The sequence below is a fragment of the Microbacterium sp. PMB16 genome, from assembly GCF_051294855.1.
GTDB lineage: Bacteria > Actinomycetota > Actinomycetes > Actinomycetales > Microbacteriaceae > Microbacterium.
This window is the reverse complement of record NZ_CP145908.1, coordinates 2816214-2838385: the sequence shown is the minus strand read 5'-3', so window position 1 is coordinate 2838385 and position 22172 is coordinate 2816214. Positions and strand designations below refer to the sequence as shown.

Here is a 22172-nt window from a genome sequence, read left to right as displayed (position 1 = left end):
TCCGAAGGTGACGGACGATAGGCTACTCACTGCTCGTCGAGTCCCGCGCTGTCCTCCGGCAGCGGTCTGCGGCACCAACATCGGAGAACTCCCCAGTGGCCCACGTCCTTCAGAACGTCGTCTTCCCACTTGATCGCGACCCCGATCTGCTTCCGCTCTATGCCGATCCCGAGACCTGGTCCGTGATCGAGGATGAGCCCGTGCGCGTGTCCAACCGGGCGCATCTCGGGAACATCCTGGGACGCCATCGTGCGCGTATCGTCGCCGGCCGTCGCGTATCGCTCGGCACGTACTTCAACGCCTTCCCGGCGTCGTACTGGCAGCACTGGACCAGTGTGCGCGAGGTGCAGCTCACGGTCCGCACCACCGGTCCGGCGACGATCCTCGTCTACCGCTCGAACGGCTCCGGCATCCGTCAGCGCGTCGCGACACGCGAAGTCACCGGCGAGGCATCGACGTCGTTCGATCTCGAGCTCACGCAGTACAGCGACGGCGGCTGGATCTGGTTCGATGTCGTCGCCGATGAGAAGCCCGCGGTGCTCGAAGGCGCGGAATGGACCACGGAGCAGGATCCTGCACGCGCCGGCAAAGCCTCACTCGGCATCACCACGTACAACAAACCGGACTACTGCGTCGAGACGCTGCGCGCTCTGGCTGCCTCCCCCGACGCGCTCGAGTTCGTCGACCGCATCTTCCTGATCGATCAGGGCTCCCAGCTGGTCGCAGATCAGGCCGGCTACACCGAGGTCGCCGCCCAGCTCGGCGACACTCTGCAGGTCATCCGGCAGGACAACCTCGGCGGCTCAGGCGGCTTCGCCCGCGCGATGCACGAGACGCTGCAGCGCCCCGAGAGCGACTTCGTACAGCTCCTCGACGACGATGTCCGGCTGGAGCCGGAGTCCCTGCGCCGCTCGATCGTCTTCGGACAGTACGCAACCACCCCGGTCCTGGTCGGTGGGCACATGTTCGACCTGCTCGACCGCCCGAAGCTCCACGGCTGGGCCGAGGTGGTCGACAATCACCCGTTCATGTGGCGCAACCTCTACCAGGAGAAGATGCCGCACGACTTCGGCGTGTCGAACCTGCGTCAATCCTCCCTGCTGCACATGCGCATGGACGCCGACTACAACGGCTGGTGGATGTGCCTCATCCCCCTCGACGCCATCCGCGAGGTCGGTCTCGCGCTGCCCGCATTCATCAAGTGGGACGACGCCGAGTTCTGCCTCCGCGCCGGCGAGGCGGGATTCCCCACCGTGTCGATGCCGGGCGTCGCGCTCTGGCACGTCTCCTGGGTGAACAAGGACGACACCATCGACTGGCAGGCGTACTTCCACGCACGCAACCGGATCGTCGCCGGCCTTCTGCATTCCCACGCTCCGCGCGGCGGACGCCTGCTGACACATAGCCGCCGCGTCGACCTCAAGCACCTGATGATGATGCAGTACTACCCCGTGGCGCTGCGGGTCCAAGCGCTGCGTGACGTGCTGTCGGGTCCGGATCACATGCGGGAGAACCTCGCTACAGCGATGCCCGCCGCCCGCGCATTGGCCGCCGAGTATCCGGAGACTGTCGTGCATCGCGACCCCTCACGAGTGCTGCATTCGCGCCGTGGCCGCCAGGTGTACAAGCGCCTGTCGAAGAACGACTTCGACAGCCCGAAGGGCGTGCGGTTGCGCTGGTTCACGCTGTCCACGCTCCTGAACCACTGGCTGCACCAGCCGGACCCGGCGAACATCGCCCAACCCGAGGTGGAACTCGGCAAGGACGACGCGCACTGGTGGCGCGTCCCCTCCTTCGACAGCGCGCTGGTCAGCGCCGCCGACGGATCTGGCAAGAACATCTACACGCGGGACCGCGTCAAGTACCGCCGGATGCTGCGCGAGAGCATCCAGCTGCACGCCGAGCTACGTCGGCGGTGGCCCGAATTGCAGAAGCAGTATCGCGAAGCGCTGCCACGACTCGTCTCCCCCGCGTCCTGGGAGCAGATCTTCGAGGAGAAGGCATGACCGCGACGGCTGCGGCCTTCGATCCGGCGAGCGCGACGATCGTGATCGTCACCTTCAACCGGTCGCACCTGCTCGCAGGTCTCCTCACCAGCATCACGGCGATGAACCCGAAGCCGGGACACGTGGTCATCATCGACAACGCGTCCTCGGACGACACCACCGACGTCGTGGAATCGTTCCGCGACGGCATCGGCACCGAGATCGTGTACCGGCGCCTCGCGACGAACACCGGCGGCTCCGGGGGCTTCAGCGAGGGCATGCGCACGGCGTACGAGCTCGGTTCCGAATGGATCTGGATGATGGACGACGACGTCGAGGTCGTCACGGACGGCCTGGCGAAGATGGGCAAATGGGCGCCGCGGTTCAAGAGCATCCAGGGACGCCGCTTCGACTACGACGGCAGCGAGTTCTACTGGCAGTACCGCATCGCCGAGCGCATGGGTATTCCGATCCCGTTCGCGCCGTCCGGGTTCGACGCGTCCGGGTTCAAGGAGATGAACAGCGGATGCTTCGAGGGCATGTTCATCCATCGCTCGATCGTGCAGCAGATCGGCCTGCCGGATCACCGCTTCTTCATCTACTGGGACGATCAGATGTACGGCTGGCTGGCCTCCCGCAAGACCACTGCCGTGATCGTGGACGAGTTCGTTCTGCGACGCACTCGCGAGATCAAGCAGTGGGACATGGGCATCCGCCACATGAATGCCTCGAGCAACGCCTACCGGTACTACATCATGCGCAACCGGGGCTTCATCAAGCAGTATTATCGCGTGCACGGCGTCTACAACCCGGTGCTCTTCGGACTGGGAACCGCTGCGACCTTCGCGAAGGAACTCATCCGGCTCGTCTTCGTCGAGCGGACCGTTCGCGGAACCAGCAACCTGTTCCGCGGCATCCGTGACGGTGGCAAGGCCGGGCGCGACCGCACCTGGCGACCCATGGCACCCCTGGAGGCATGACCGATGGACGAGCAGCAGCCGGAACTGCGTTGGGCACCGATGGAGCCGGCGCCGAAGCGAACGGGCCGCGTCTGGCTCATCGTGGGCATCGTGGCCGCCGTGCTCGTCGTGATCGGCGCCATGCTGTTCTTCCTGATTCCTCGAGGCGACACGCCTGATCCCGGAGCGAGTGCGTCGCCCAGCCCATCGGCATCCGCCACTTCGACGACGACCCCGTCCCCCTCCGCGAGCCCCGAGCCGACCGAGACGCCGATCACCACCCCGCCTCCGGCGACGGACCCGACGGTGGAGATCTTCCGCGGCAAGGTGAGCGGATGGCTCAACGATGCTCTCCGCGGACTCGACATCGTGGCGGGAGCGACCGGACAGGACGCGTTGCCCGTGGTCGACACGCTCCAGCAGGATGCGCAGAGACTGTCCGACGCTCAGCCGCCGTCCTCGATCGAGTCGCAATGGCGTGAGGGAGTGTCGGCGTACTCGCAGCGCCTGACCGACCTCCGATCGGCCATCACGAGCGGCTCCGGGGTCTCCGGCGCCGTCGACGCCGCCCGCTCTGCGGCGCAGGAGCTCCGCGCGCTCGTCGGACTCTGAGACTCGAAGCGCGCTAGACCGCGTGGTCGGCGTTGTACCTGTCGAGAACCTCTCCGATCGGAGCGTCGAGCACGAGCGCACCCTTGTCGAGATACAGACCACGCGTGCAGAACCGTCGGAGGTCGCGCTCATTATGGCTCACGAAGAAGAGCGTGCGCCCCTCGGCCAGCAGCTCGTCGATGCGCTTGTAGCACTTGTCCCGGAACGCCTTGTCGCCGACGGCGAGCACCTCGTCTACGAGCAGGATGGGCTCGTCGAGCTGTGACACGACAGAGAATGCCAGACGCACCTTCATCCCGTTGGAGAGATGCTTGTACGGGGTGTCTTCGAAACCGGCCAGCTCGGCGAAGCCGATGATGCCGTCGTACCGGCGTGAGACCTCGTCGCGCGACATGCCGTGAAGACCTGCGGTCAATCGCACGTTCTCGCGCACAGTGAGGTCGCCGACGAAACCGCCGGTGATCTCGATCAGCGGGGCCACGCCGCCGCTGACGGTGACCCGCCCCTCGTCGGGGAGCAGCACCTTGGCCACCAGCCGAAGCAGGGTCGACTTCCCCTGGCCGTTGCGTCCGACGACGCCGATCGACTCCCCCGGCTGCACCGAGAACGACACGTCGCGAAGCGCCCAGAACTCTCCCGGGCGAGAACGACGGGACGCCCCGGCGAAGAGATCCTTGAAGCTGCGACTCCCCCGCCGGTTCCGGCGGAAATGCACGCCGAGTCCCTGCACTTCGATGGCTGAGGACATCAGAGCTCCTTCAGCACAGGTCGTTCGAGTTTCCGGAAGGTCCAGATGCCCAGGGCGAGGATCACGAGGCACATCACGACGCTGATCACGAGCGTGAAGAGGTTCCACTGATCGGGGAAGAACGGCATCCGGTACAGCATGAAGATCCCGGCGAGCGGATTGAACGCCCCGAGCGTCTGGAAGAGGCCGGGAAGATCGGTGACGTTGTAGATGATCGGGGTCGCGTAGAACATCGCCCGGAGGATGAGGGCGGTGGTGCGTTCCAAGTCGACGTACATGACGCACAGCGGCGCGACCAACAGGCCCAGCCCGACGAGGAGCACGGTCTGCAGCAGCATCGCCACCGGCACCCAGAGCACGCCCCATCCCACCTCGACGACGAACTTGGGGTTCGTCTCGACGAGCAGGTTGACGACGATGAACAGCACGAGCACGGGCAGGGAGAAGAGATACTCCATCCCCTTGCTCAGCACGATCCGGTTCACCCAGATCGATCGCGGGATCGCGGTGGATCGCACAAGACGCGCATCCTTCTTGAATGCCCGCGTGAAGTCCGACACGGAGGCGTTGAACCACACCCACGGCAGCAACGCGCTGATCAGGAAGATGATGTATGGCTCTTCGCCGACATCGCGGTGGAAGATCTGCGTGAAGACGAACCAGTAGATCGCGCTCATGACGAGCGGATCGAGAACCGACCACAGATAGCCGAGGAAGCTCGTCGAGTACCGGACCTTGAGGTCGCGGGCCGACAGCAGCCACAGCGAATGCAGATAGCGCCGGGGCGTCCCGGGCGCCCCGACAGCAGCGTGACTCACGATGTCGAGTCTAGGAGAGACTGTTGTTCCAGAGCGACAGCGCCGAGCCGATGGCCATGTGCATGTCGAGATACTGGTACGTGCCGAGTCGCCCGCCGAAGTGCACATCCTTCTCGCCCTTGGCGAGTTCCCGGTAAGCCAGCAGACCCTCTCGATCGCTCGAGGTGTTCACCGGGTAGTACGGCTCGTCCTCGCGCGTCGCGAAGCGCGAGAACTCCCGCATGATGACGGTCTTCTCGGACTCGTAGACGTCCTTGCGCTCCGGGTGGAAGTGCTTGAACTCGTGGATCCGCGTGTAGGGAACGTCCATGTCGGGGTAGTTCATGACGGTCGTGCCCTGGAAGTCACGGACGTTCAGAACTTCCTGCTCGAAGTCGAGCGTGCGCCAGCTGAGGGCGCCTTCGGTGTAGTCGAAGTAGCGGTCGACGGGGCCGGTGTACACGATCGGCACCTGACCGACGGTCGCCTTCTTGTGGAGAGGCTGCGACTCGTCGAAGAAGTCGACGTTCAGCTTGACCTCGATGTTCGGGTGATCCGCCATCCGCTCGATCCACGCGGTGTAGCCGTCGGTCGGCAGACCCTCCCACGTGTCGTTGAAGTAGCGGTTGTCGTAGGTGTAGCGCACCGGCAGCCGGCTGATGATGTCGCCGGAGAGCTTCTGCGGGTCGGTCTGCCACTGCTTCGCCGTGTAGTCGCGGAAGAAAGCCTCGAACAGCGGCCGCCCGACGAGTGCGATGCCCTTCTCCTCGAAGTTCGCAGCCGTCTTGGCGTCGAACTCGCCGGCCTGTTCCTTCACCAGCGCGCGGGCCTGATCCGGCGTGTAGGCGGCCTGGAAGAACTGGTTGATCGTGCCGAGGTTCACCGGCATCGGGAACACCGTGCCCTTGTGTGTCGTATAGACGCGGTGGACGTAGTTCGTGAAGGTCGTGAAACGGTTCACGTACTCCCACACGGTGGGGTTCGAGGTGTGGAAAAGGTGCGCGCCGTAGCGGTGGACCTCGATCCCGGTCTCGGACTCCGCCTCGCTGTAGGCGTTGCCCCCGATGTGGTGGCGGCGATCGATGACGGTGACTTTGCGGCCCGCTTCTGCTGCGCGCTCCGCGATAGTGAGGCCGAAGAAACCCGACCCGACGACGAGAAGATCCATGAGGCAATCGTACCGGGACGAGGCTGGGAGCTTCAGCCGCGGGGGGCCGCCATCACATCGGCGAGCATCGGAGCGAACCGCCGCACGAAGTCGAGATTGAGATGATCGGCGTCGTAGTAGACGGTCACGCCACCGATCACCGCGTAGCAGCTCTCGTCGTCGCAGAAGTACGGATCGGCGTCGAAGGAGCGAACGCGCGGCGAGTCCGCGACCTCTGCCGCAAGGAGGTAAGGATCCGCGGGCTGCGCCTCCGCGCGCGGGACGGCGCATTCGAGCGGGTCCCCCGCGTTCACGAGGACGCAGTCCGGCGAACGGACCTCGCCGTTGAAAGGGACGCCGCCGAGCGCGACCACGGTGACACCCGCATCGTTCCACTCCTGCCATGTGCGCACGAGGCCCTCGGTGAACTGCTCCACCTGTGGACGCCCAGTTCCGTCGTCGACGAGCTGGACTCTGCCCGCGGAAGACGTGAGCACGTAGTCGGGCACTTCCTCGACGATGGCAGCCCGCACCTCGGTCGACCAGTCCCGGCAACGATCGCGATCCGCAGCTGCCGCTTCCTTCCGGAATCCGATGAACGGCGCGTCGATCACCGGGCAACCCCCGCCGAAGCTCGTCAGCACCTTCCATCCGTTCTGCCGAGCCAGATCGAACAGGGCGCCTTCCCACTGCTGCGCATGCGAGTCCCCGACGAGCCACACGGTCAGGACGTCCCCGTCGCCGTCGCTGAAGTCGCATTCCACCGTCGACACCTTGTCCGCGAACGACAGGAGGCCGGGGCGCGTGACGCATTCCGCCGGCACATGGAAGTAGGAGTTCCGCGGACCCATCACCGTCTCGGATGCCGGACCGAACCGATCCCCGCAATCCTGCGGCGACGACATGGCCTGCGGACCCACGCACTCCTCGATCGTCACCGTGACGGGCGGTACATCCGCCGCCGCGCGGATCTTCCCCGCCGCGATCAGGCCGCCACCGGCGACCATCACCGCGAGCATCCCTGCGAGCATGGCGAGGAACGTCCGTCGGTTCGACCGCGTGAGCACGCGCCACCGTTGTCCCGGACGCTCCACGAAGCGATAGGTGAGCCAGGCGAGCACGAGTGCAGCGACGAGCATCCCCGCCTTCATCACGGTCGACGGTGTGCTCGCGAGAGCGAAGGGAACCAGCACGATGATCGGCCAGTGCCAGAGATAGAGCGAATACGAGATATCGCCGAGCCACTGCACAGGCCTCAGCGACGTCAGGGGCGCGTGCCAGAGTCGCGGCGTGGACGTTCCGGCCGCGATGACAGCCGCGGTGCCGAGCACAGGGATCAGCGCCCACGCGCCCGGGAACGGAGTATTCGATCCGAAGGCGAAAGCAGACACGACGATCATCACGAATCCGACTGCCGACAGCAGATTCGCGACCGATCGCGGCATCCGCCCGATCGTGATGATGGCGAGGAGCCCGCCTATGCCGAACTCCCATGCGCGGGTGAAGGTGACGAAATAGGCTTGGCTCGGCGACGCCTCAGTCACCAGAACACTGATGACGATGCCGACCACGACCACGACGGTCATCGCGACAGTCGCCGCGGTCCGAGGCGACCACGATCTGCGTGCGGCCCGCCACCAGGCGGCGATGAGCAGGAGCGGCCAGAAGAGATAGAACTGCTCCTCGACCGAAAGCGACCAGTAGTGCTGCGCGACAGTCGCCTGGTCGTTGATCGCCGAATAGTCCACGGACATGGCGCTGAGGAACCAGTTCTCGACGTACCCCGCGCTCGCCATCACCTCGGAACCTGCCCTCACCCACCGTGGGAAGGGCAGGATCAGGTAGGTGCCGACGGCACTCACGAGCAGCACCAGGAGCGCGGCGGGCAGCAGCCGGCGCACACGCCGCGCGTAGAACGAAGCGAGGGCGATGCGTCCGCTCACGTCCCGCTCGCGCATCAGATGACCCGTGATCAGGAATCCCGAGATCACGAAGAAGACATCGACCCCGACGTAGCCGCCGGGCAGACGGGTCGGCCACAGATGGTTGAGCACGACCGCGATGATCGCGAGAGCACGCAGCGCTTGAATGTCGCTGCGAAAACCGGTCCGCGACGTCGTCGGCGCGGACCGAGTCAGCGCCAGGTCAGACTCCGGTGCTCGCGGTGCCCACGACGATGCGAGGCGTGCCCGACCAGAGTGCCGGATCGGTCGCCGCACGCCCGTCCACGAGAAGCTTGACGCCGGGCAGCTGCGCCGGGCTCAGCTCCTTGTAGTCGGCGTGATCGGTCTGCAGGACCGCGAGGTCGACCTCTCCGCCGATCGCGTAGGGCTCGAACCCGAGCCCGCGAAGCTCTTCGTCGGTGTACAGCGGGTCGTGCACCACGACCTCCGCACCGCGATCCTTGAGCGCCTTCACCGCCGGGAAGACACCGGAGAACGCCGTCTCCTTCACTCCCCCGCGGTACGCGGCTCCGAGCACGACAGCCCGCAGACCCTTCAGGTCTCCGAGGATCCCCTCTGCCTGCGCGACGAGACGCTCGGGCATCGAGGCGTTGAGCTGACGCGCGACGCGCACGATGTCGGCATCGGGATCCGTCGACAGATACAGGCGCGGGTACACCGGGATGCAGTGGCCGCCGACGGCGATGCCGGGGCGGTGGATGTGGCTGTACGGCTGGGAGTTGCAGGCCTCGATCACCTTGTACACGTCGATGCCGTGCGAAGCGGCGAACAGTCCGAACTGGTTGGCGAGCCCGATGTTCACATCGCGGTACGTGGTCTCGGCGAGCTTCGCCATCTCGGACGCCTCGGTGGAGCCGAGGTCCCACACGCCGTTCGGCCGCGGCAGATCGGGACGCTCGTCGAACTGCAGCACGGCCTCGTAGAACTCCCGCGCGCGACGGTTGCCCTCGTCGGACAGCGCGCCGATCAGCTTCGGATACTTGCGGAGATCGGCGAACACGCGACCGGTGAGCACCCGCTCGGGCGAGTAGGCGAGGTAGAAGTCCTTGCCCTCGACCAGGCCCGACCCCTCCTCGAGCATCGGCTTCCAGCGCGTGCGCGTGGTGCCGACGGGGAGGGTGGTCTCGTACGACACCAGGGTGCCGGGGGTCAGGTGCTCCGCGAGCGACTTCGTCGCAGCATCCATGTACTTGAAGTCCGGCTCCCACGTCTCATCGTTCACGAAGACGGGCGCGACCAGCACGACGGCATCCGCACCGGGGATCGCCTCGGCATACTCCGTGGTCGCGCGCAGACGACCGGACGGGATCAGCTCTTCCAGACGCTCCTGGAGATGGGCCTCTCCGGGGAACGGCTCCTTGGCCGCGTTGATGGTGTCGACTGCCTTCTGATTGACATCGACGCCGATCACGTCATGACCTGAGGAGGCGAACTGGACGGCGAGGGGAAGCCCGATCTTTCCGAGGGCGACGACGGCGATACGCATGAGATCCAGTCTATGGGGCCGTGGCCGGGTCGACGCCGAGAAGGTCCGCGAGAGTCGGCTCGAGCACGGGCGCGAGGTAGGAGACGAACGTGGCGGTCATGTGGTTCGCATCCCGGTACACGAAGATGTCGTCGATGATCAACGGGCAGGTCTCGGAGTCGCAGATGTAATCCGAGAGATCGACGTACGTCGCGCCAGCGGCCTCTGCGGCCGCTCGCTCCTCCGCGGCGAAGTCCGGGTCGAGCGCGGCCGCGCGTGAGACCTCACACGGAGACACGTCCATGATGTTCGCCGACACGCAGGTGGCAGGGGATGCCGGCAATCGTGGGGTGTCGGCGATGACCAGCACCTCGCTGCCCGCATCGCGCAGCCGGGAGACCGTGCTATCCACGCCCGCACCCCAGGCGGCGATCCTCGGCGGGCCCTCCGCCGTGTCCGCGAGCTCGAAACCGGCGTAGCTCGAGATCACCACGAGATCGGGAGGGTCGGCGACGAGAGCCGAGATGACCGCCTCGCGCCATCGATCGCACGACGTGTACGGCACGTCCTTGTCGATGATCGTCACATCGACGGCCGGGCACGACGATTTCGTGTACGCATTGACGCGAACACCCCCGGCGCTCGCGGCGAAGTCCTCGACGGCGGGGAACCACTGCGCCGAGTGCGAGTCGCCGAAGACCGCCACCGTCTTGGCGCCGCCGCGGTCGCCATAGGCGCAGTCCTGCACGTCCTCCTGCTTCACGTCGTGATGGCAGCCGTCGCCGTACAGCGGGGCTACGTCGGCTGCGACGTCGTCCAGCGAAGGCGTCATATTCCGGGGCACGAAGGAGGTCGCGTTCGGCGGCGACTCCGGGAAGTCCGGCGCCACTGCGACGGCCTCCCCCGTTCCGACGTCACGTGTCGCCGCCCACTGAACGGCGCCGAGGCTGCCGGCGACCAGCACCACGGTGAGTCCCAGAGTGCCCCACAGCGTGACACGGGGACGTCGGTCGACCAGGAACCGCGGCGCTCGCATCGGCGTCTCCACGAACCGGTAGAGCAGCCACGCGAGCGGTATGGCCGCCACGATCCCGATGAGGATCTTGACCTTCAACGAGAGCGGATGCTCCTCTCCCACGGCTGCCTGGGTCACGATCAGGATGGGCCAGTGCACGAGGTACAGCGAGTACGAGATCAGGCCGATGAGCTGCATCGGTCTGATCGACAACAGCCATCCGGGCCCGCCGGACACCGCGCCTGCTCCGAAGAAGATCACGAGCGCCGTGCCGAACGTCGGGAGCATCGCGGCCGTGCCGGGGAACGCCGTGCGGTCGTCGAACAGAAGCGCGGATGCGAGGATCATCGCGATGCCGATCCAGCCGCCGAGGGCCTGCATCCATCCGGGCATCCGCGGCACACCGCGCAGCAGGATCGCGCCGACCAGACCGCCGACCAGGAGCTCCCACGCGCGCGTCGGCAGCTGGAAGAAGGCGAGGGGCTGGTCGATCGGCGTCATCAGGATGCCGCCGATGAGGCTGGCCGCCCCGAGCACGACGATCCCGACGATGATCAGTGACCTGCGCCGTCGCACGAGCAGGGCGAGAAGCAGCAGGATCAGCGGCCAGAAGAGGTAGAACTGCTCTTCGACCCCGAGTGACCAGTAGTGCTGGTACGGCGATGCGGCGTGATCAGCCAGATAGTCGGTGTTCTGTATCGCGAACCAGACGTTGGGCACGTACAGGATCGTCGCGAGCCCGTCCCGGAGCACACCCTCGAGCCCCAGCGGCGGATAGAAGATGGCTGAGGCGATCGCCGTGAGCACCGCGACGACCAGCGACGCTGGCAGGATCCGGCGGATCCGGCGGGCGTAGAAGTCCGCGAAGCGGATGCGTCCGTCACGTTCGAGCGACTCCAGCAGGTGGCTGGAGATCAGGAAGCCCGAGATGACGAAGAAGACATCGACGCCGACGTAGCCGCCGGTGATGAAGGGCACACCCGCGTGGTACAGCAGCACCAGCCCGACCGCGACCGCGCGCAGCCCCTGGACGTCGGTTCGGAATCCGCGCCGAGGGACGGGCGCGCGCTCAGCCGCGGTCACGCGACAGACGTCTCCTGCGCCGCTCTGGTGAGCTCGACGATGACCCGATCCGCCGCGTGTCCGTCACCGTAGGGTGCTTCCTCGGTGTCGGCCGGACGCGGACGCGTCACGCCGGCGGTGATCTCCTCGGCGGTGTTCGCGAGCACGTTCCACCCGAGGTCGACGGTCTCGACCCATTCGGTCTCGGTCCGCACGGTCGTGCAGGGGATGCGCAGGAGGAAGGCTTCCTTCTGCAGGCCGCCCGAGTCTGTGACGACCCCGGCGCTGGAGAGGGTTGCGGCGATCAGTTCCGGGTAGGCGAGCGGCGCGTGCGCGATCAGCGAGCCCTGCGTCAGCTCGATGCCGTGGGTGGCCGCCTTTGCGACGACGCGCGGGTGCGCGAGGAGGATGACGGGCTTGTCGAGACCGCCGAGCGCCGAGGCGACCTCCGCGAGACGCGCAGGATCGTCGGTGTTCTCGGCGCGGTGGATCGTCGCGACATAGTAGCCGCCGGGTTCCAGACCGAGCTCTTCGAGCAGGGGGGACGGGCGGGAACCGACCTCGTCGCGCACCTCGAACAAGACGTCGGTCATCACATCGCCGACCAGAACCGTGCGGGCGGCCAGCCCTTCGTCACTCAGGTGCCCGACGGCGACCTCGGTCGGGGCGAGGAGCAGGTCGGCCGCGTGGTCGGTCATCACACGGTTGTGCTCCTCCGGCATCCGGCGGTTGAAGCTGCGGAGTCCCGCCTCCAGATGCGCGACGGGGATGTGCATCTTGACCGCGCTCAGTGCCGCGGCCACGGTCGAGTTCGTGTCGCCGTACACCAGCACCCAGTCGGGGCGATGCTCGTCGAACACCGCGTCGAGTGCACCCAGCATCGCGCCGGTCTGCACCCCGTGCGATCCGCTGCCGACACCCAGATGCACGTCGGGGGCGCCGATGCCGAGGTCTTCGAAGAAGACGTCCGACAGCATCGGGTCGTAGTGCTGACCCGTGTGCACGATGACATGGTCCACACCTGCGGCGAGCGCGGCCTTGTGGATGGGGGCGAGCTTGACGAACTGCGGGCGCGCGCCCACGACGCTGACGATCTTCACGGGACACCATCCTATGCGGAGCATCCTGGTTGTTCGGTTGATACCGTGGGTCGGTGCGCATCCTGATGGTCACCCCCTGGTTCCCGACCGCGGCGAACCCGGTCGCCGGTGTCTTCGTCGAACGCGATGCCACGCTGCTCTCCGAGGTCCACGACGTCCATGTGGTGCACCTCGTGGACCCCGCGCTCTTCGCCGCCGACGACGCTCCCACCGCCGGACGCGGCTTCACTCTGGAGCGGATACCGTGGGGCCGGAGCAGCGTGCCCGATCTGATCTCTGTCGGCCGTAGGCTGCGCGCTCTGATGTCCGATGCCGATGTCCTGCACACCCAGGCGTTCCAGGCGCTCCTTCCCCTCGCAGGCCGCCGGGTGCGTCTGCCCTGGGTGCACTCCGAGCACTGGTCCGGCATCGGCGACCCTTCTTCCCTGACCCCGCGCGGGCGCGCGGTCCTTCGGATCACCGGACGGCTTCTCCGCCGACCCGGTGTGGTGACGGCAGTGAGCAGTCATCTGGCCGACCGCATCCGCACCTTCCGTCGCGGCCCCGTCCGTATCGTCCCCTCCGTGGTGCCGCCTGCACTCGCGCTGGTCGATCCGCCCCACGACCCGGAGCTCCTCCGCCTCGTCGCCGTGGGCAACCTGGTCGACGGCAAAGATCCGCTCCTCGCGCTCGCGACCGTCCGTCGGCTCGGCGAGCTCGGACAAAGCGCGAGCCTGGTCTGGGTCGGCGACGGGAGCCTTCGCCCCGTTGTCGAGGCCGCCGCCGAGGGATCGACCGACGTGACGCTCCTCGGCGTACAGGACGCGGCAGGGGTCGCGAAGGCCCTCGACGACGCCGACCTCTTCCTGCTCCCGACGAGGGGCGAGACCCTGTGTCTGGCGGCGCTCGAGGCCATCGCGCACGGGCGAGCCGTCGTGATCGGCGCGCACGGCGGACAGCGGGACTACATCTCGGAGGAGAACGGCCGGCTCGTGTCCGAGCGCTCCGCTGACGCGTACGCTCGCGCCGTGCTGGAACTGTGGCACAGCAGCGGATCACGCACGGCGCAGAGCATCTCCGAGAGCGTGCGGGACGTCTACTCGCCTCCGGCGGTGCGCGACGGCTACACCGCGGCGTACCAGGAGGCGCAGGCGCTCCGCACCGGGATCTCGTCGCGAGCCTGAATCACCACGCGACCGCGGTTCAGGCGACGGGTGCTGCCTGCGCGAGTTCGTCGGCGACCTGCGCGGCGCGGGCTTTCCAGGTGTGCTCTGCGCGCACAGCGACGGCGCGCGCCGCGACCTCGCGATAGATCGACGGGTCGCGTCGCAGCTCCTCCAGCAGATCCCGCAGGGCTTCCGCCGTGTACGGCACCGACCAGCCGATGCCGTTCTGCACGACGAACTCGGCGGCGAGCGAGCCTTCGGTGGCGATGATCGGACGACCGTGGCCGAGGTACTCGTAGAGCTTCAGCGGCGCAGCGAACTCCCGATAGCCGATCGGGGCCATGAACAGGCATCCGAGCGCCGAGACCGCGTAATACGGCTCGAGCTCGCTCCCGGTGGCATGCACGACGCGCGTAGCTCCGCCGGTAAGGAGGTGTTCGTATCCGCTCTTCTCCGATTCCCACTGCGCCGCGTTGGTGCACAGGATGAACGAAGCACCGTCGACCGCCTCGAACGCGCGGACCGCCTCCTGCAACTGGTAATAGTGCCCGAGGGAGCCCACATAGAACATGGTCGCCGGGTCCTCGACGGCGGGGGTCTCGACGATGACCGCACCAGGCGGCAGGGCGGTGCACTTCGCCAGGTCGGTGTAGGGCATCACCTCGGCCATGCGCATCGAGGGGACGTACATGCGGTCCACGGCAGTCCGGTAGCCGCGGAGGTCGGCACGATAGCGCCAACGCAGCACCGACGTGTAGGGCTGTCCGACCCGCTGGGCGTATTCGTCGTTGCGCCAGTAGATGTCGCGGTAGAACAAGCCAACCGGAACGCCGTGGCGACGACAGAACCGCAGGAACGCGATATCCCGCGTCACGCTCGTCTGCCAGGTCACGGGTTCGCCGAGGCCCGTCGGCGTCGTCGCGGCCTCGGAGTACACGAACTCGACACGCAGACCGCTCGCGATGCGCCGCTTCACCTCTCGGATCTGCGCCCGCCGCTGGGGATGCCGTCCGGATATCTCGATGACGTCGTATCCGAGGTCCTCGAAGGCGCGCCTCATCATCACAGGACGGATGCCGCTCGCGCTGGTCGCGCCCGGATTCAACGGGAACGGCACGTGGAAGATCATCTTCGGGCGGTCGGCGCGAGCGGGCATATCTGCCATGCTAGTCGGCGGCTGCGGCGGCGCCGCGCTCCGCGTCGCACGCGTCGACCGCGTCCGCATGGGAGGATTTCCCCATGGGTTCTCTCCTGATCGTGTCATTCTCCCGCCTGGAACAGGACGCTCGAGTCAGACGCCAGGTGACGTTCCTCTCCTCCGAGCACCGGACGACGACGGCCGCCTACGGACCCGGCGTCCCCGAGGCGGAGGAGCACATCCAACTCCCCCTCCCGCCGAGCGCGGGCTGGCGACGGAAGCTGCGCTTCTACTCCGAATCGGCCCTGCTCCGGCTGCGGGCCTATCGGCTGCTCTACTGGACGGATCCGACCGTGAGGGCCGCGCGCAGAGCGCTGCGCGGTCGTTCTTTCGACCGCGCCATCGCCAACGACATCGAGGCGGTGCCGCTGGCGCTCTCCCTGGTCGGCGACGCGCGAGTGCACGCCGACCTCCACGAGTTCTACCCCGGACTCCACGATGACAATCCCCGGTGGGTGAAGCTGCGCCAGCCCTACCTCGAGTGGCTGATCCGGGCCTACGCGACCCGTGCCGCGTCCGCCACGACCGTCGGCGAAGGAGTACGTGCGGCCTACCAGCCGTTCGGCTTCCCCCTCGAGATCGTCACCAACGCCCCCGCGGGCCGTGCCCTGGAGCCGACGCCTGTGCACGAACCGATCCGGCTCGTGCACGCCGGAGGTGCGATGCCCGGCCGCAGGATCGAGCTGATGATGAAGGCGGCGGCGACGACGCGGACTGATCTGACGTTCACGCTTTACTTGACGTCCAGTTCTCCGGCGTACCTCACGCAGTTGAGCGCCCTCGCTGCCGAGCTCGGACCTCGCATCCGCGTGGAGCCGGCCGTCGCGTCCACGGAGCTGCTGGATCTCCTCAACGACTACGACGTCGGCATCCACCTGCTGCCGCCCACCGTGACCAATCAAGCGCTCGCCCTGCCCAACAAGTTCTTCGATTTCGTTCAGGCACGCCTCGGCGTCATCGTGGGGCCCACTCCCGGAATGGCGTCTCTGGTGACGGAGCATTCGCTCGGCGCCGTCACCGACGGATTCACCGTCGACGACATCGTCGCGGTCCTCGACGACTTAACCCCCGCGAAGATCGCGGGATGGAAGGACGCCGCCGCGACTGCCGCCGACGAGCTCTCCGCGGAGCGCCAGATGCCCGTATGGGCTGCCGCCGTCGACAGGCTCGCCCGCTGACGAGACGGCGGCTGTTCCGACTAGAGGACGCCGTCGCCGCCGTCGACCAGGCCGGCGAGCGCCGCCTGAAGAGCGAACTCCGGCTCCGCTGCGACGACCTCGTCAAAGCTTCCGGAGGCTGCCACGACGCCGTCTCGCATGAAGAAGATGACGTCTGCATGGCGGATCGTCGAGAGCCGGTGGGCGACGGTGATCGTCGTCACGCGTCCGCGGAGCCCGTCGATGGCTCCCGTGACTGCTGCCTCGGTGGCCGTGTCCAGGGCACTGGTCGCCTCGTCCATCACGAGCACGCTCGGGCGTGTGTAGAGCGCGCGTGCGATGCCGAGACGCTGGCGCTGGCCGCCGGAGAGTGCGAGGCCGCGCTCGCCGATCTTCCCGTCGATACCGCCCTCCCTCCCCTCGATCAGCGTCAGCAGCTGGGCGCTGTCGAGGGCGGCGACGACACGGTCGCGGTCGAAGTCCCGACGCCAGCTGAGCGCGACGTTCTGAGCGATCGTCGCATCGAAAAGCGACACCTCCTGCGGGACGTATGCCATCTGCGCACGCCACGCGTTCAAGGCTGTCCCGAGAGGGATGCCGTCGACGGAGATGGTCCCAGACGTGGGTTCGACGAGGCCGAGAAGCAGATCGATCATCGTCGACTTACCGGCACCTGACGCACCGACGAAGGCAACCTGCGAGCCGAACGGGATGTCGAGGGTGACCCCTCGGACCGCTTCTTCCGCATCCGGCGAATAGCGGAAGCCGACGCCCCGGAGCTCGATGCGCTGCGGCGAGGGTGGGAGGGCGCTCTGATCGCCGGCATTGGCGACCACCATGTACCGATCCGAGTTGCGCACCTCCTCGAGCACAGCGCGGGCGTGCGGTGCCGAGACGTTGATCTGCTGGAGCACGCCCTGGAACCGCACCAGCGCGGGTGCCAGGCGGAATCCGGCGAGACCGAACAGCGCGATGGAGGACACGGCGCCTGTCACGTCACCCTGGGAGAGGAAACCGGCGATGCCGACCAGCACGATACCGCCGATCAACGCGACATCCAGTACGTGGCGCGGGATCTGAGCGAGAAACTGCGAGTTCGCGCGAGCCCTGGTCGCATGTGACCGGTTCTCCCGCACCACTTCGGCGACCTCGGAGGCACTGCCTCGCAGGGTCACCTCCTTGAGCGCGCCGATCATCTCGGTGATCAGCCGTGACGATCGGAGGGAGTAGCGCAAGGCGACCAGTCCCGCCTGCTTGGAACGGCGAGAGATCTGCAGTTGAAGAACGACGGCGATCAGGCCGAGGTACACCAGGGTCACGGCCCCGACGAGGGGCTGCGCGATCGCGAGGACGAGAATGAGCGAGAGGAAGCTCATCAGCTCCCCGATCAGAGAAGCGCCCGGCAGCAGCAGTCCCGAGATCGTCGTGCTCACGCTCGAGTCGCTGATACGCACCAGGTCCGAGGAGTTGCGTCGGAGCCGCTCGACCCATGGCGCGCGGATGTAGCCGTCGAAGACCCGCACGCCGAGCTCCAGCTCGTACCGCGCGAACCGCCGCGTGGCGAACCACTGCAGCGTCAACGCGAAGACGCCCTTCAGCACGATCAGTCCGCAGACGAGTCCGAGAGGGATGAGCAGCGCCGGACCCTCGAGCCGTCCGAGGACGGGAAGGTCGATCGGGTTCTGGCTCACGAGAGGGGCGATCACGAGGGCGAGCAGGCCGAGTGCGAGGCCGTCCATCAGGGAGAGGACACCCATCAGAGAGGCATAGAAGACCAGGAACTTCGATGCGCTCGGTGGGAGCACGCCGAGGACCTCGCGGTAGAGGCGCCAGTTTTCTTTCACTCTGCTTCTCGCTCTCCGTGCCGCGTCGAGATCGCATCCAGGAACGCTGCCCCCTCCGACTCGGCGTTGATACTTGCCGCGACGATGCGAGCGTTGGCTTTCATACGCATGATGTCCTCCGGCTGCAGGTCGGCGAGAGTCTCCCGCAGCGATGCCGAAGTGAATTCCGGGACGACGACCCCGTGCCCGTGTTCGCGAACGAGGGGCGCCATGGTCTGCGTCTCCCCCACCACGACGCCGAGAGCACCCTGCGCCGCTTCGAAGAACTTGTTGGGCATCGCGTACTGCAGATTCGGCTCGTACGGCTTGTAGAAGATGATCTCCATGTCGTACTCGTTGATGTGCTCGGCGATCTCACGCATCGGCGCCGGCGGGACGATCGCGATCCGGTCCTTGGCCGGATGCGTCGCGATCGCTTCGCGCAGACGCGCGTGGACCGCGGGGCTCGGCATCAGCATGAATGTCATCGAGAAGCGTGAGGACAGGCCGTCGAGCGCTTCCAGGATCTCCTCGAAACCCCGGCGCCAGCTCGGAAGCCCGTGGAAGAGCAATCGGATCTCCCCGGGGTCTACAGGACTCGGCTCGAGCCCGGCGACGTAGGGCGGAGCGTTGCGCACCTCCGCCGGTACCGGGAATCCGAACTCATCGGAATAGAGCCTGCCGATCGGGGTGTTCACCGCGGTACGACTGGTGAACTTCGACGAGCCGAGGTGTTGGCGCACCCAGCGATAGTGCGCTCCGGTGAGCCGCCCCCCGAGCGTACGGCGACGCACGCTCGGGTTCCGGTACTCGTGCAGGTCGAGGTGCAGCCGGCCGCGGAGAGCCTGCGCGGTGAAGTCGCGGGAGTCCTCGACCCACGGCGCGAACTCGTACTCGTTGAAGACGATCAGGTCGTATTCCCCTGATCGGACGAGCTTGCGCAATGCGAGGGGCACCCGCCGTGTGAGCAGGTTCCGGAATCGGATGCGTCCGGTCAGACCGATGTGCGATACGAGGGTTCCCACCCGCCCCCGCGTCCACCGCAGGGGCGGGGCGAGGACATAGTGATCCCGGACCGCCGTCGTCGGGTGGTCGCCCAGTCCGAGCGTGTCGACGGTCCACCCCGCGCCCGTCAGCCAATCGATCTCCCGTCGGACACGAGGGTCCGAGGCGATCGCGGAGTAGGACAGGACGAGGGCGGTGCCCGGATTCGATTCAGTCACGTCGGAAATCACTTTCGCGCGGGATACGTGCCGCACCCGCAGGCTGTGTCACAGGGTGATCGATGCGCCGGTCAGGGCCGATTCGAGGGCCGCCTCGACGACGACCAGCGTCCGCTGGCCCTGTTCCATGGTGACGACGTCGGTCTCCTGCCCGAGCACGGCATCGCGGAAGGCCTCATGCTCGACACGCAACGGCTCGCGCTTGGCGAACGCGTAGCGCGTGACGTCTCCTTCAGAGACCCCGCGGAACGACGACACGGATTCCCACTCCAGGGGAATCGTGCCATTGGCATAGAACGTCAGATCTCCGGTGGAGGTGTCGGCGACGAAGGCGCCCTTCTCCCCCGTGACGACAGTGACCCGCTCCTTCATGGGGCTGAGCCAGTTCACGATGTTGTTCACGATGACGCCGGAGTCCGTGCGTCCCGTGATCGTGATCATGTCCTCGTGCTCGCGACCGCTTTTGAAGGCGGTCTGTGCGAAAACCCGCTCGTAGTCGCTCTGCACGACCCAGGCGGTGAGATCGACGTCGTGGGACGCGAGATCCTTCGCGACGCCCACGTCGGCGATGCGGGACGGGAAGGGCCCCTGCCGGCGCGTGACGACCTGATAGACGGCGCCGAGCTCATCGGCCTCGATCCGGCGTCGAAGCTCCTGCACCGCGGGATTGAAGCGCTCGATGTGCCCGACCGCGCCGACGAGCCCTGCTGCGGCGAAGGCGTCGACCATGCGCTGGCCCGCTTCGACGGTGTGCGCGATGGGCTTCTCGACGAGGGTGTGCACCCCCGCGGCCGCGAGCTTCAGCGCCGCGTCCTCATGGAACCGCGTCGGCACGGCGACGACAGCGATGTCGATACCCGCGCCGATCAGGGCATCGATGTCGGGGAGGATCTGCAGCTCACCGGCGACGCCGTGCGGGTCACCACCAGGATCGGCGATCGCGACGAGGTCGACTCCGGAGATCTCGCGCAGCACGCGTGCGTGATGGCGTCCCATCATCCCGACGCCGAGGAGTCCGGCCCGCAGCGTCATCAGGCGCCTGCCTTGGCGACGGCGTTGACGGCGGCGACGATGCGCTCGAGGTCGCCCTGGCTGAGCGATGGATGCACCGGCAGCGAGGCGACCTCGCCCGCTGCGCGCTCGGTCTCCGGCAAGTCGAGACCGGGGGCGAAGTGCTTCAGCGAGGGAAGACGGTGGTTCGGGATCGGGTAGTAGACGCCCGCTCCGACGTTGTACTCGCTCTTCAGCGCTGCGACGAAGCCGTCGCGACCCTCGGGGACGCGGACCGTGTACTGGTGGTACACGTGCACCGCGCCGTCGGCGACCGGCGGAACGATGACGCCCTGCAGGTTCGCGTCGAGGAAGGCGGCGTTTGCTTGGCGGGTCTTGGTCCAGGCATCGACCTTCGTCAGCTGGACGCGCCCGATGGCGGCGTGGATGTCGGTCATGCGGGCGTTGAACCCGATGACCTCGTTCTCGTACTGGCGCTCCATGCCCTGGTTGCGCAGCAGCTTGACCTGGCGTGCGATCTCGTCCGTGGCCGTCGTGACCATGCCGCCCTCGCCGCTGGTCATGTTCTTCGTCGGATAGAGGCTGAACATGGCGAAGTCGCCGAAGGATCCCACCGGACGTCCGTCCAGCGCCGCGCCATGGGCCTGCGCGGCGTCCTCGTACAGCGCGACGCCTCGCTCGGCTGCGATGGCCTCCAGCTCGCGCATGCGGGCAGGGTGCCCGTACAGGTGGACGGGCAGGATGCCCTTGGTGCGGGGGGTGATTGCCGCGGCGACAGCCGCAGGGTCGAGGGTGAAGGTGTCTGGCTCGATGTCGACGAAGACCGGCGTTCCGCCGGTCAGCGCGACGGAGTTGCCGGTCGCTGCGAAAGTGAAGGACGGGACGATGACCTCGTCGCCGGCGCCGACACCGGCCGCGAGCAACCCGAGGTGGAGGCCCGCGGTTCCGGAGTTCACGGCGACGGAAGGACGTCCCGGAACGAAGTGCTCCGAGAACTCCTTCTCGAAGGCCGCGACCTCGGGGCCCTGAGCGACCATGCCGCTGCGGAGCACCCGGTCGACTGCTTCACGCTCTTCGTCGCCGATGATCGGCTTGGCGGGGGGAATGAACTCGCTCACACGGTCTCCTTGTTCAAAGTGCCTTCTGATTCGATGTAACGGGCGCCCGTCATCGGGCAGACCCAGACGTCTGAGCTCTCGCCAGCAGTCAACGGGACGCCGGCCTCGCCGACCCAGCCGATGCGTCGCGCGGGGACGCCGACGACGAGCGCGTGCGCCGGGACATCCTTGACGACGACCGCGCCCGCGGCGACGGTCGCCCACGCGCCGATCGTGACGGGTGCGACGCACGTCGCGCGCGCACCGATCGATGCTCCGCGTTCGATCGTGACTCCGACCGGCTCCCAGTCGTGGGCGCTCTTGATCGAGCCGTCGGGGTTGATGGCACGCGGGTAGGTGTCGTTCGTGAGGACGACAGCCGGGCCGATGAAGACGCCGGCCCCCAGCTTCGCCGGCTCGTACACGAGCGCGTAGTTCTGCACCTTGCAGTTGTCGCCCATCTCGACGCCCGTGCCGATGTATGCTCCACGGCCGACGATGCAGTTCTCGCCCATCCTGACGCCCTCGCGCACCTGCGCGAGATGCCAGATCGAGGAGCCGTCGCCGATGAGGGCGTCGGCGGAGACGTCGGCCGAATCGACGATACGCACGCGGGGATGTTCAGTCACGGGGCTCCTTGCACGCCGCCCGGGGAGAGGCAGCA

Annotated in this window: 18 protein-coding genes; 5 read left to right on the top strand and 13 right to left on the bottom strand. The window is 67.1% G+C overall.

Going from position 1 to position 22172, the window contains the following annotated elements; all coding sequences use genetic code 11:
- Positions 1-95 precede the first annotated feature (95 nt).
- From V5D55_RS13565 to V5D55_RS13555, 3 genes are read left to right on the top strand one after another with little or no spacing between them, the layout of a single operon-like run.
- Positions 96-2006, top strand: a complete 1911-nt coding sequence (locus tag V5D55_RS13565; protein ID WP_435743841.1) for a glycosyltransferase — start codon at positions 96-98, stop codon at positions 2004-2006.
- Complete coding sequence (locus tag V5D55_RS13560) at positions 2003-2965, top strand: glycosyltransferase (RefSeq protein ID WP_435743838.1); 963 nt, start codon at positions 2003-2005, stop codon at positions 2963-2965. The genes V5D55_RS13565 and V5D55_RS13560 overlap by 4 nt, the downstream gene beginning before the upstream one ends.
- Before the next feature lie 3 nt (positions 2966-2968).
- Positions 2969-3556 (top strand): hypothetical protein, encoded by a 588-nt coding sequence (locus V5D55_RS13555; RefSeq protein ID WP_435743836.1) that lies wholly within the window; start codon positions 2969-2971, stop codon positions 3554-3556.
- 13 nt (positions 3557-3569) lie between these two features.
- On the opposite strand, the gene V5D55_RS13550 is transcribed toward V5D55_RS13555, so the two are convergent.
- From V5D55_RS13550 to wecB, 7 genes are read right to left on the bottom strand one after another with little or no spacing between them, the layout of a single operon-like run.
- On the bottom strand, positions 3570-4304 hold the full coding sequence (locus V5D55_RS13550) for an ABC transporter ATP-binding protein (protein ID WP_435743834.1): 735 nt from the start codon (positions 4302-4304) through the stop codon (positions 3570-3572).
- Positions 4304-5122 (bottom strand): ABC transporter permease, encoded by an 819-nt coding sequence (locus V5D55_RS13545; RefSeq protein ID WP_435743832.1) that lies wholly within the window; start codon positions 5120-5122, stop codon positions 4304-4306. The genes V5D55_RS13550 and V5D55_RS13545 overlap by 1 nt, the downstream gene beginning before the upstream one ends.
- A gap of 10 nt (positions 5123-5132) precedes the next feature.
- Positions 5133-6269 carry a UDP-galactopyranose mutase gene (gene glf / locus V5D55_RS13540; protein WP_435743831.1) on the bottom strand — a complete coding sequence of 379 codons (1137 nt, stop codon included), beginning with the start codon at positions 6267-6269 and terminating at the stop codon, positions 5133-5135.
- A 32-nt stretch (positions 6270-6301) separates the two neighbouring features.
- Positions 6302-8467 (bottom strand): acyltransferase family protein, encoded by a 2166-nt coding sequence (locus tag V5D55_RS13535; protein WP_435743829.1) that lies wholly within the window; start codon positions 8465-8467, stop codon positions 6302-6304.
- Positions 8394-9698: a nucleotide sugar dehydrogenase gene (locus V5D55_RS13530; RefSeq protein WP_435743827.1), complete on the bottom strand. Its 1305-nt coding sequence runs from the start codon at positions 9696-9698 to the stop codon at positions 8394-8396. The genes V5D55_RS13535 and V5D55_RS13530 overlap by 74 nt, the downstream gene beginning before the upstream one ends.
- 10 nt (positions 9699-9708) lie before the next feature.
- On the bottom strand, positions 9709-11775 hold the full coding sequence (locus V5D55_RS13525) for an acyltransferase family protein (RefSeq protein WP_435743825.1): 2067 nt from the start codon (positions 11773-11775) through the stop codon (positions 9709-9711).
- The gene (gene wecB, locus V5D55_RS13520; protein ID WP_435743823.1) at positions 11772-12854 is read right to left on the bottom strand and encodes a non-hydrolyzing UDP-N-acetylglucosamine 2-epimerase; all 1083 of its coding nucleotides are present in this window, start codon (positions 12852-12854) and stop codon (positions 11772-11774) included. The genes V5D55_RS13525 and wecB overlap by 4 nt, the downstream gene beginning before the upstream one ends.
- Positions 12855-12907: 53 nt before the next feature.
- Here wecB and V5D55_RS13515 point away from each other — a divergent pair, with 53 nt between their 5' ends.
- Positions 12908-14017, top strand: a complete 1110-nt coding sequence (locus V5D55_RS13515) for a glycosyltransferase (RefSeq protein WP_435743821.1) — start codon at positions 12908-12910, stop codon at positions 14015-14017.
- Between the two features lie 19 nt (positions 14018-14036).
- On the opposite strand, the gene V5D55_RS13510 is transcribed toward V5D55_RS13515, so the two are convergent.
- The gene (locus V5D55_RS13510) at positions 14037-15155 is read right to left on the bottom strand and encodes a glycosyltransferase (RefSeq protein ID WP_435743819.1); all 1119 of its coding nucleotides are present in this window, start codon (positions 15153-15155) and stop codon (positions 14037-14039) included.
- 83 nt (positions 15156-15238) lie between these two features.
- On the opposite strand from V5D55_RS13510, the gene V5D55_RS13505 reads away from it, so the two are divergent.
- Positions 15239-16375 carry a glycosyltransferase family 1 protein gene (locus V5D55_RS13505; RefSeq protein WP_435743817.1) on the top strand — a complete coding sequence of 379 codons (1137 nt, stop codon included), beginning with the start codon at positions 15239-15241 and terminating at the stop codon, positions 16373-16375.
- Between the two features lie 20 nt (positions 16376-16395).
- Here the strand turns inward: V5D55_RS13505 and V5D55_RS13500 are convergent, their stop codons facing one another.
- The 5 genes from V5D55_RS13500 to V5D55_RS13480 are packed head-to-tail and all read right to left on the bottom strand — an operon-like array spanning position 16396 to position 22137.
- Positions 16396-18198, bottom strand: a complete 1803-nt coding sequence (locus V5D55_RS13500) for an ABC transporter ATP-binding protein (protein WP_435743815.1) — start codon at positions 18196-18198, stop codon at positions 16396-16398.
- Entirely contained in the window at positions 18195-19400 is a 1206-nt protein-coding gene (locus tag V5D55_RS13495) for a hypothetical protein (RefSeq protein ID WP_435743813.1), read from the bottom strand. Before V5D55_RS13495 ends, V5D55_RS13500 begins: the two co-directional genes overlap by 4 nt.
- 48 nt (positions 19401-19448) lie before the next feature.
- Positions 19449-20435 carry a Gfo/Idh/MocA family oxidoreductase gene (locus V5D55_RS13490; protein WP_435749308.1) on the bottom strand — a complete coding sequence of 329 codons (987 nt, stop codon included), beginning with the start codon at positions 20433-20435 and terminating at the stop codon, positions 19449-19451.
- Positions 20432-21529 carry a DegT/DnrJ/EryC1/StrS family aminotransferase gene (locus V5D55_RS13485; RefSeq protein WP_435743811.1) on the bottom strand — a complete coding sequence of 366 codons (1098 nt, stop codon included), beginning with the start codon at positions 21527-21529 and terminating at the stop codon, positions 20432-20434. Before V5D55_RS13485 ends, V5D55_RS13490 begins: the two co-directional genes overlap by 4 nt.
- Positions 21526-22137 (bottom strand): DapH/DapD/GlmU-related protein, encoded by a 612-nt coding sequence (locus tag V5D55_RS13480; protein WP_435743809.1) that lies wholly within the window; start codon positions 22135-22137, stop codon positions 21526-21528. Before V5D55_RS13480 ends, V5D55_RS13485 begins: the two co-directional genes overlap by 4 nt.
- Positions 22138-22172 lie beyond the last annotated feature (35 nt).